At 73.0% G+C, this 10,441-nt stretch carries 7 protein-coding genes; 3 read left to right on the top strand and 4 right to left on the bottom strand.

What is annotated here, in order from left to right; translation table 11 throughout:
• Nucleotides 1-169: 169 nt before the first annotated feature.
• Together gdhA and argG are read left to right on the top strand one after the other, a co-directional pair.
• Nucleotides 170-1,516 (top strand): NADP-specific glutamate dehydrogenase, encoded by a 1,347-nt coding sequence (gene gdhA, locus QIS96_RS22235; protein WP_282544444.1) that lies wholly within the window; start codon nucleotides 170-172, stop codon nucleotides 1,514-1,516.
• 198 nt (nucleotides 1,517-1,714) lie between these two features.
• Nucleotides 1,715-3,169 (top strand): argininosuccinate synthase, encoded by a 1,455-nt coding sequence (gene argG / locus QIS96_RS22230; protein WP_282544443.1) that lies wholly within the window; start codon nucleotides 1,715-1,717, stop codon nucleotides 3,167-3,169.
• A gap of 135 nt (nucleotides 3,170-3,304) precedes the next feature.
• Here the strand turns inward: argG and QIS96_RS22225 are convergent, their stop codons facing one another.
• A complete protein-coding gene (locus QIS96_RS22225) occupies nucleotides 3,305-6,094 on the bottom strand; it encodes a SpoIIE family protein phosphatase/ATP-binding protein (RefSeq protein WP_282544442.1) in 2,790 nt (929 codons plus the stop codon).
• A gap of 86 nt (nucleotides 6,095-6,180) precedes the next feature.
• On the bottom strand, nucleotides 6,181-7,056 hold the full coding sequence (locus QIS96_RS22220; protein ID WP_282544441.1) for an EamA family transporter: 876 nt from the start codon (nucleotides 7,054-7,056) through the stop codon (nucleotides 6,181-6,183).
• Nucleotides 7,057-7,289: 233 nt separating this feature from the next.
• On the opposite strand from QIS96_RS22220, the gene QIS96_RS22215 reads away from it, so the two are divergent.
• Entirely contained in the window at nucleotides 7,290-8,144 is an 855-nt protein-coding gene (locus QIS96_RS22215; RefSeq protein ID WP_282544440.1) for a LysR family transcriptional regulator, read from the top strand.
• 17 nt (nucleotides 8,145-8,161) lie between these two features.
• On the opposite strand, the gene QIS96_RS22210 is transcribed toward QIS96_RS22215, so the two are convergent.
• Nucleotides 8,162-8,758 (bottom strand): GNAT family N-acetyltransferase, encoded by a 597-nt coding sequence (locus QIS96_RS22210; RefSeq protein WP_282544439.1) that lies wholly within the window; start codon nucleotides 8,756-8,758, stop codon nucleotides 8,162-8,164.
• A 79-nt stretch (nucleotides 8,759-8,837) separates the two neighbouring features.
• Nucleotides 8,838-10,400 (bottom strand): alpha/beta hydrolase, encoded by a 1,563-nt coding sequence (locus tag QIS96_RS22205; RefSeq protein ID WP_282544438.1) that lies wholly within the window; start codon nucleotides 10,398-10,400, stop codon nucleotides 8,838-8,840.
• Nucleotides 10,401-10,441 lie beyond the last annotated feature (41 nt).

Raw genomic sequence — 10,441 nt, 5'->3', positions numbered from 1 at the left:
GAGAACGACTCGCTCGCGAGCCCCGGTTTCCGGCCGCGTGGCGCGCCACACACCCGGTGCACCCTTGCCACCTGCGGGTTCGGCGACGACGATCGAGACGGTAAAAGTGATCGATCAAACCGCCCCGCACGGCGCCGACAGCAGAGTTCAAGAGAGCGAGAGTCATCACATGGACGTCAGCACGCACATCGAGGCCGTCCTGGCGGAGGTCCGTAGGCGCAATCCAGGCGAGGCGGAATTCCACCAGGCCGTGACCGAGGTACTCGACTCCCTCGGCCCGGCCCTGGCGCGGCACCCGGAGTATGTGCGCGGGGCGATCGTCGACCGGATCTGCGAGCCGGAGCGGCAGGTCATGTTCCGGGTGCCGTGGGTGGACGACGAGGGCGCGGTGCGGGTCAACCGGGGCTTCCGGGTCGAGTTCAACAGCGCGCTCGGCCCGTACAAGGGCGGCCTCCGGTTCCACCCGAGCGTCAACCTGGGCATCGTGAAGTTCCTCGGGTTCGAGCAGATCTTCAAGAACGCGTTGACCGGAATGGGCATCGGCGGCGGCAAGGGCGGCTCGGACTTCGACCCGCGCGGCCGCTCGGACGGCGAGGTGATGCGGTTCTGCCAGTCGTTCATGACCGAGCTGTACCGCCACATCGGCGAGAACACCGACGTGCCCGCCGGTGACATCGGCGTCGGCGGCCGCGAGATCGGCTACCTCTTCGGCCAGTACAAGCGCCTCACCAACCGCTTCGACGCGGGGGTGTTGACGGGCAAGCCGGTCGCCTGGGGCGGCTCGCACGCCCGCACCGAGGCGACCGGCTACGGCACGGTGTTCTTCGCCGAGGAGATGCTCGCCACCCGCGGCAAGTCCTTCGACGGCCGCCGGGTCGTGGTCTCCGGCTCCGGCAACGTCGCCCTGTACGCGATCGAGAAGGTGCACGCCCTCGGCGGCACGGTGGTGGCCTGCTCGGACTCCTCCGGCTACGTGGTCGACGAGGGCGGCGTCGACCTCGAACTCCTCAAGGAGCTCAAGGAAATCCGGCGCGAGCGGCTCTCCGTCTACGCCGAGGTGAAGCAGAGCGCCCGCTTCTCGGACCGCGGCACGCTCTACGACGTGCCGTGCGACGTGGCCCTGCCGTGCGCCACGCAGAACGAGATCGGCCGCGAGGAGGCCCTCTCACTCACCAAGAACGGCGTGCTCGCCGTGGTCGAGGGCGCGAACATGCCCTCCACCCCGGAGGCCGTCGAGGTGTTCGGCGAGGCCGGCGTCCTCTTCGGCCCCGGCAAGGCCGCCAACGCGGGCGGGGTCGCCACCTCGGCCCTGGAGATGCAGCAGAACGCGTCCCGCGACCGCTGGACCTTCGAGCAGACCGAGACCCGCCTCGCCGCCGTGATGCGCGACGTCCACGCCGAGTGCCGCAGGACCGCCGAGGAGTACGGCGGCTCCGCCGACGACTACGTCCTGGGCGCGAACATCGCCGGCTTCCTGCGCGTCGCCGACGCCATGCAGGCGCAGGGCATCGTGTAGCTCGCACAGGGCCCCGGCTTCCGGCAGTCCGCCCGCGCACCCCGTCCGGGCGGGCGGACTGCCGTCCGGGCAGGCAGAGTGAAGTGAACAGGGCGAGCCGGGCCGGACAGTGGCCCGTAATCGGCCCCGGAAACGGACCGGAAATTGGACCGGCACCTCGACTTTGCATGACCATGCGTCTCGATGCATAATCTTCCTATGTCCAAGGTCCTCACTTCCCTTCCGGCCGGCGAGCGCGTCGGCATCGCCTTCTCGGGCGGTCTCGACACGTCCGTCGCGGTCGCGTGGATGCGCGACAAGGGTGCCGTGCCGTGCACCTACACCGCCGACATCGGCCAGTACGACGAGCCCGACATCGCCTCGGTGCCCGGCCGTGCGAAGACCTACGGCGCCGAGATCGCGCGTCTGGTCGACTGCCGCGCGGCCCTGGTCGAGGAGGGTCTGGCGGCGCTCACCTGCGGCGCGTTCCACATCCGCTCCGGCGGCCGTGCGTACTTCAACACCACCCCGCTCGGCCGCGCCGTCACCGGCACCCTCCTGGTCCGGGCGATGCTCGAGGACAATGTCCAGATCTGGGGCGACGGCTCCACGTTCAAGGGCAACGACATCGAGCGGTTCTACCGGTACGGGCTGCTCGCCAACCCGCACCTGCGGATCTACAAGCCGTGGCTGGACGCCGACTTCGTGACGGAGCTCGGCGGCCGCAAGGAGATGTCGGAGTGGCTCGTCGCCCACGACCTCCCGTACCGCGACAGCACGGAGAAGGCGTACTCGACGGACGCCAACATCTGGGGCGCCACGCACGAGGCCAAGACCCTCGAGCACCTGGACACCGGCGTGGAGACCGTGGAGCCCATCATGGGCGTGCGGTTCTGGGACCCGTCGGTCGAGATCGCCGCCGAGGACGTGACGATCGGCTTCGAGCAGGGCCGCCCGGTCACCATCAACGGCCAGAAGTTCGAGTCGGCCGTCGCCCTGGTGATGGAGGCCAACGCCATCGGCGGCCGCCACGGCATGGGCATGTCGGACCAGATCGAGAACCGGATCATCGAGGCCAAGAGCCGCGGCATCTACGAGGCGCCGGGCATGGCCCTGCTGCACGCCGCGTACGAGCGCCTGGTCAACGCGATCCACAACGAGGACACCCTCGCCCAGTACCACAACGAGGGCCGGCGTCTCGGCCGCCTGATGTACGAGGGCCGCTGGCTGGACCCGCAGGCCCTGATGGTCCGTGAGTCGCTGCAGCGCTGGGTCGGCGCCGCCGTCACCGGCGAGGTCACGCTCCGCCTGCGGCGCGGCGAGGACTACTCGATCCTCGACACCACGGGCCCGGCGTTCAGCTACCACCCGGACAAGCTGTCCATGGAGCGCACCGAGGACTCGGCCTTCGGCCCCCTCGACCGCATCGGCCAGCTCACCATGCGCAACCTGGACATCGCCGACTCCCGCGCGAAGCTGGAGCAGTACGCGGGTATCGGCCTGATCGGCACCTCCACGCCGTCCATCGGCGCGGACCAGGCCGCTGCGACGGGCCTGATCGGCACGATGCCGGACATGCCGGAGGGCGGCGCCGAAGCCATCGCCTCCCGCGGCGAGGTCTCCGGCGAGGACGAGGCCCTGGACCGCGCGGCCATGGAGTTCGGCACGGACTGACCCACGCGCACGCCCCTACGAGGCCGGCTCGACCCCGACGGGGGTCGGGCCGGCTTTGCGTTGTACGGCGGGCGCCCCACGCCATCGACCCAACCACCCGACACAGACGCCGAGTTGGGCCCCGGCGCTCGGGCCTCAGAGTTCGTCGTCCGCCCACTGGTCGAGCAGGTCGGCCGCAGACGTCTCCGGTTCGGCGGCCGTGTCGTGCAGGGACTGTTCGGCCCAGATGACCTTGCCGCGGGCGGTGTAGCGCGTGCCCCAGCGGGTGCCGCACTGGGCCACCAGGAACAGGCCGCGCCCGCCCTCATCGGTGGTGGCCGCGCGGCGCAGGTGGGGCGAGGTGCTGCTGGCGTCCGCCACCTCGCAGATCAGGCTGTTGGCGTCGTACAGGAGGCGCAGGCGGGCGGGCTGGATGCCGTACCGGATGGCGTTCGTGACGAGTTCGCTGACGATCAGCTCGGTCGTGAACGCGATCTCGTCGAGCTCCCAGTCCGCGAGGCGCCGGGCGACCTCGCCGCGGATGCGGGGGACGGCGGCGGGGTCGTCCGGCACGTCCCAGACGGCGACCTGGTCCGGGTCGAGCAGACGGGTGCGGGCCACAAGGAGCGCGATGTCGTCGAGGGGGTGGTCGGGGCGCAGTGCGTCGACGACGGCGGTGCAGGTCTTCTCCGGGTCACGGTCGGGGTGCCCGGCGAGGGCGTCGTGCAGCAGGGCGAGGCCGACGTCGATGTCACGGTCGCGGCGCTCGATCAGGCCGTCGGTGAAGAGGACGAGCCGGGAGTCGGCCGGGAGCCGCAGCGTCGCCGTCTCGACGGGCATCCCGCCGCCGAGCCCGAGGGGCGGCGAGACGGGCACGTCGGGGAAGGCGACGGAGCCGTCGGGGTGGACGAGCGCGGGGCCGAGGTGTCCGGCGCGGGCCACGGTGCACACGCCGTCGACCGGGTCGTAGACGGCGTACAGGCAGGTGGCCCCGGTGACGTCCGGTGCGTCGGACTCGGTGACCTCCTCGGTGTCGATACCGGCCACCAACTCGTCCAGGTGGGCGAGGAGTTCGTCGGGCGGCAGGTCGAGCGAGGAGAAGTTGTGCACGGCGGTGCGCAGCCGGCCCATGGTGGCGGCGGCGTGCAGCCCGTGCCCCACGACGTCGCCGACGACGAGGGCGACGCGCGCGCCCGGCAGCGGGATCACGTCGAACCAGTCGCCGCCCACACCTCCTTGCGCCGGAAGGTAGCGGTGGGCCACATGGAGCGCGGACTGCTCGGGCAGGGCGCGCGGCAGCAGGCTGCGCTGCAGGGTGACGGCGAGGGTGTGCTCGCGGGTGTAGCGGCGGGCGTTGTCGACGGCCACGGCCGCCCGCGCCGCGAGCTCCTCGGCGAACGACGTGTCGTCCTCGTCGAAGGGCGGGGAAGCGCCCCGGCGCCAGAAGGTGGTGTTCCCCAGGTTCCTCCCCCGGGCGGCGAGGGGCGCCGAGATCAGCGAGTGGAAGCCCTGTTCCAGGACCTCCCGGACACGCTCCGGGTCCTGCGCCTGCCAGTCCTGGTCGGCGACCAGATCCCGTGCCAGTACGGCATGGCCCTGGAGGATGCCGACGGCCGCGGGGGCGGACGGCACGAAGTGGATCAGCTCGCCGACGGGGTAGAGCGGGTGCTCCCCTTCCAGACCGACCAGGGCCGTGCGGCGCATCTCCAGGAACGCGCCCTGCTCCGGCTCCTCGCCGCGCAGCACCGGGTCGAGCAGCTCGACAGTGACGACGTCGGCGAACCTGCCGACCGCCACCTGCGCCACCTCCTCGGCGGTGCGGACGACGTCCAGGGTGGTGCCGACCCGTACGCCCGCGTCGTAGAGGAGCTGGAGGCGTTCGCGGGCGACCTCGGCGCGGCCGGTCAGGACCTGCAGTTCGGTGGTGTCGCGGAGGGTGGCGACGCTGCCGGAGGGGTTGCCGGACGGGCTGCCGTGCGGGTCGACGGGGCGCACGTTGACGGCGAGCAGCCGGTCGCCCGACAGGTGCACCTCGTCGGATGCGGCGCGCCCGGCGGACAGGGACTGGCCGATGCCGGGCGTCAGGCCGAGGTCGGCGAGCTCGCGCCCCTCGGCGTCCTCGGGCAGGTCGAGCAGGCGGCGGGCCTCGTCGTTGGCGAGGAGCAGCCGCCCGTCGCCGCCGACGATCAGGACGCCTTCGCGGACCGAGTGCAGAACCGCGTCATGGTGCTCGTACATCCGCGTGATCTCGGTCGGGCCGAGGCCGCGGGTCTGCCGGCGGAGCCGGCCGCTCACCAGGGCCGCGCCGGTCGCGGCGAGCAGGAGCGCCCCGGCCGCGGCGGCGAAGATCACCGGCAGTTGCTGTCCGACGGCCTCGTTGACGTTCTCGACGGTGATCTCGGGGAGGACGATGCCGGCGACCGAGCCGTCGGGGCGGAAGACGGGCACGGTCGCGTACACGGTGAGTCCGAGCGGCCCCTCGTCGATCTCGGTGAGGACCTCACCACGGGCCGCTTCCTTGTAGTGCCCGACCACATGTTCGCCGATCAGCTCCGGTTCGCGGTGGGTGATGCGGATGCCCTCGGGCGTCGACACGACGATGTTGTCGACCCCGGACCGCTTACGGGCCGCCTCGGCTCGGGGCTGCAGTACGGCGGTCGGGTCGGGGCCGTCCAGCGCGGCGGCCGTGTCCGGCGCGTTCGCGAACGCCTCGCCGGTGCTGAGGACCCGGTCGCGGGCGGCCTGGGTGCTCTCGTGCCGGGCCTGCAGTACGAGCGCCACGACCGTCGCGATCACCAGGAGCAGGATCACCCCGAGCTGGAGCAGGAAGACCTGCCCTGCGACGCTCCTCGGGCTCAGCAGCGACCGCAGCCGCTGCCCAGACGAACGGCGCGGTGGGCCCCACCCCTGTCCGGACCGAGTCGAGGAACGCCGCAATTCGCTCATTGCGGTTATTTTCCCACCGGGGGAAGAAAGGGGCCCGGGTTTGTTACGCCTGGCAGCCGCCTTGACGCCGGCGGCGTCAGGGCTGCTCAGCGCCGGGTCAGCATGCTCAGGCTGTTGGCGGCGACGATCGCGCCGATGCTCGCCCACTCCGTCAGGCCGAGGCGCTGCCCGAGGCCGATCCAGCCGACGAGCGCGGCGAGCACCGGGTTGACGCTCATGAACAGGCCGAAGGCCTGGGCCGGTACGCGCCGCAGCGTGAACAGGTCCGAGAGGTACGGGACCGCCGACGAGAGCAGCCCTGCGACGACCGCGCACCCGACCGCCGCGAGCGTCGGCGGCTGCCGCAGCACCACGACGAGTCCGACGGGCAGGAACATCAGCGCCGAGACCCCGGCCGCGACCGCGCTGCCCTGCGCGCCCGGGACGCGGCGGCCGACGGTCCGGTTGAGCAGGATGTACGCGGCCCAGCAGGCGGCGGCGAGCAGGCCGAGCCCCATCCCGAGGTAGTCGGCGGACGGCTGCGGCCGCATCAGGACGACCACGCCGCCCGCCGCGATCACCGCACAGCAGGCATCCACGCGGCGGCGCACGGCGGCGAGGGCGACGGTCAGCGGGCCGAGGAACTCCAGGGTGACGGCGAGGCCGAGTCCGATGCGGTCGATGGCGCTGTACAGGGACAGGTTCATGGTGCCGAACACCACGGCGAGCAGCAGCATGGGCCGCCACTGCGCCCAGGTGTACGCCCTCAACTGCGGCCTGCCGACGGCGAGAAGGACGAGTGCGGCGACGTACTGCCGTACCGCCACGACGCCCAGCGGGCCGAGGACGGGGAAGGCGAGGGAGCCGATAGCGGCACCGGTCTGGTTGGAGAGGCCGCTGCCGAGCATCGCGGCCACACCGGCGACCCGCTCACGGGCCGGGCCGCCCGGAGCACCGGCCGGACTCGTGGAGCGAGGCGACATGTGTCGCAGCGACATAGGGCGCGGCAACACGCGGGGAAGCGACATAGGGCGAAGCGACATATGGCTGGGCGACATAGAACGCAGCGCTGCCGTGGGCCGAGGCGACACAGGGCGAAGGCACATAAGGCGCGGGGACGCGGGTGTGGAGGCGCGGGAGGCTCGCATGGTCCGAGACTCCGCCCGCCCCGGGCATACGCAAAATGCACCTCACGGCCCGTCTATACGCTGGCGTCATGGATCTGGAGTTGCGGCAGCTGCGCTGTCTCGTCGCGATCGTCGACGAGGGCAGCTTCACCGACGCCGCCATCGCGCTCGGCGTCTCCCAGGCGGCGGTCTCCCGTACGCTCGCCTCGCTCGAACGCGCCCTGGGCGTAAGGCTGTTGAGGCGCACCTCGCGCGAGGTGGCGCCCACCGCGACCGGCCTGCGCGTGGTGGCGCAGGCGCGGCGCGTACTCGGCGAGGCGCAGGCCCTGGTCGAGGAGGCCACGTCGGGCCACACCCTGCTGCGGGTCGGCTATGCGTGGGCGGCGCTCGGCCGGCACACGGCCGCGTTCCAGCGCCGCTGGGCCCAGGCGCACCCCGGCACGGAGCTGCGCCTGGGCCGGGTCAACTCGGCGACGGCCGGGCTCGCGGAAGGGGCCTGCGACCTGGCGGTGGTGCGCAGGCCCCTGGAGGAGCGGCGGTTCGACTCGGCGATCGTCGGGCTCGAGCGGAGGCTGTGCGCCCTGCCGAGCGACGATCCGCTCGCGCGGCGCCGCTCGGTCCGCCTGGCCGATCTCGACGGGCGCACGATCCTCGTCGACCGGCGCACCGGCACGACCACCGCCGAGCTGTGGCCGCCGGGCGCACGGCCGCGGACCGAGGACACGCACGACGTGGACGACTGGCTGACGGTGATCGCCGGCGGCCGCTGCGTCGGCATGACCGCGGAGGCCACCGCGCACCAGTACCCGCGGCCCGGCATCGTCTACCGCCCGGTCCGGGACGCCGAGCCCGTCACCGTACGCCTGGCCTGGTGCCGGGACGACGCGCACCCGGCGACGCAGGCGGTGGTCGAGCTGCTCACGAGCCTGTACCGCAACGGCTGAACGGGGCGACGCGGCCGCTACGCCGCCGGCACCGGCACTCCCGTCGGCACCGGAATCCCCGCCGGGGCAGGCATCGGCATCTCGAAGTGCACCGTCCCCACCCCGGGCCCGTGTTCGCCGGTCGGGCGGGCGTCGAAGACCTCCTCGGCCAGGCTGCGCCAGAAGGCCTCGGCGCCCGGTGCGTTGACGTTGGTGTGCAGGTAGACGCTGTCGTACCCGGGGGTTGTCGCGGCGAAGTCGCAGGCCTGCCGCACCAGGGCACGGGCGAGGCCGGAGCGCCGGTGGTCGGGGTGCACATAGACCCGGACGAGCTGGGCGGTGCTGCCGGAGGGGTAGCGCTCGACGAGCCAGCGGGGGTGCGGCGGATGGGCGGGGCCTTCGGAGCGCACACCCGTCGTCGCCACCACCTCCCCCGCGTGCAGGGCGACGAGGAGCAGGTGGCGCGGGTCGTCCAGATAGGTCTCCTCGACAGCGATGACGTCGCGGTGCCAGGCGGGGACGTAGCCGTAGCCGAAGTCCCGGTAGAAGGTGTCGAGCATCAGGCGGCGCGCGCCGGGCACGTCGGCCGGGGTCGCGGGGCGGACGGTGTACGTCGGGGGCAGGGGGTGGACCATGGGGCATCTCCGGTTCGTGACTCAGGTCTTGACGGGTCGTCACAGATCGTGGCGGGTCGTGTCGGTCGGCGAGTGGGGGTCAGGGGGTCGGCTCGGGCAGGCCGGGACCCGTGCAGTGCACGTCGGCGTCCGGCAGCGTGCCGTCGACGAGGTACGCGGCCGCCGTCCCGTCCACGCAGGCGTTGCCGCGGCTGGCGAACACGCCGTGCGAGTAGTCGTCGTGGAGGGTGACGAGCCGCGATCCCGGGAGGCGTTCGGCGAGCCGGTGTGCGCCCTCGACGGGTGTGACGGGGTCGTGCTCGGAGGCGACGAGGAGCACGGGCGGGGCGTCGGGGCTGCCGAGCGGGGTGTGCCGGGTCGGCCGGTGGTGCCAGTATGCGCAGGTGGACGCCTCCATGCCGGTGAGGACGGGGAGCGGGTCGGCGCGGCGGGCGCTGTGCAGGTCGGCGAGGATCCGGGCGGGCGTCGGGCCGGGCCCGTCGGCGCACTTCACGGTGCGGTTGGCGGCCTCGAAGGTGCGTGAGGCGGGGCTGTCGTGCGGGTCGGCGGGGCGCAGTCGCGCGGCGTCGCCGTCCCGCAGATACGCGCGGATGCCGTCGGCGAGCGGCTGCCAGCGCTCGGTGCGGCCGAGCGCGCGGTACACAGCGCGGTCGAACTCGGCTGCGCCGAAACCCTGTTGAGGTCTGTCGGCGAGCCCGCGGCGGGTGTGCTCGTAGGCGTCCCGTACGTCGGCCGCCGTGCCGCCGAGCCCGAAGCGGGACTCGTTCCGGGCGGCCCAGGCGAAGAACACGGCGCGCTGGCGCAGGAGTTCACGGCTCTGGCGGACGTCGAAGTCGTACCAGGACCCCGGGCCGACCACGCTGTCGAGCACCATCCGGCCGACGCGGTGCGGGAACAGGTGGGCGTAGGCCGCGCCCAGGTAGCTGCCGTAGGAGACGCCGAGGAAGTGGGTGCGCGGTTCGCCGAGCGCGGCGCGGATCGCGTCCATGTCGCGGGCGGTCTCGGCGGTCGACAGATGCGGCAGGGCGTCGCCGACGCCGTCGGCGCAGTCGTCCGCCATCCGGTCGAGGGACTTCAGATACGCGACCTCCGCCTCCGGCCCGACCGGCACCGGGTCGGCGCCCGGCTGCTCGAAGAGCCCGCCCATCGGTCCGCAGTCGGCAGGTGCGCTGCGTCCGGTGCCGCGCGGGTCGAAGCCGATGACGTCGTACGCGCGGCGCACGCTCGCGGGGAGCTTCGCGCGCTTCGTGACGGCGTACGGCAGTCCGGATCCGCCCGGCCCTCCGGGGTTGACGAGCAGGACGCCGCGCCGCTCGGCGGGGGTGCCGGAGGCCGGCACGCGGGAGACGGCGATGCGTATGCGCTCGCCGTGCGGCTTCTCGTGGTCGAGGGGCACGGCGAGCTCGCCGCACTCCACCCGGTCGGGGGCGGGCGGCTCGGGAACCGACTCCGGGCAGGCCCCGAAGCGGAGTTCAAGCGGCTCCCCATGCGCTGCGGGCTTGGCTGCGGAGGCGGGAAAAGCGGCAGTGGCCGCGGAGGTGGCTGGGGTTGCCGGGGCCGGCGTGACGACGACGGCGGTGAGAGCTGTGAGGGCGGTGACGGCGCAGAGCGCGGCGCGGCGGGGGCGTACGGCAGGGGGCACGGGTCGGGTCTCGCGTTTCCGGGCAGGGGGCGATGCCGCCG

The organism is Streptomyces cavernicola (genome assembly GCF_029968035.1).
Classification (GTDB): domain Bacteria; phylum Actinomycetota; class Actinomycetes; order Streptomycetales; family Streptomycetaceae; genus Streptomyces; species Streptomyces cavernicola.
The sequence above is the reverse complement of the archived record's forward strand: the minus strand, read 5'-3'. Positions and strand labels throughout refer to the sequence as shown.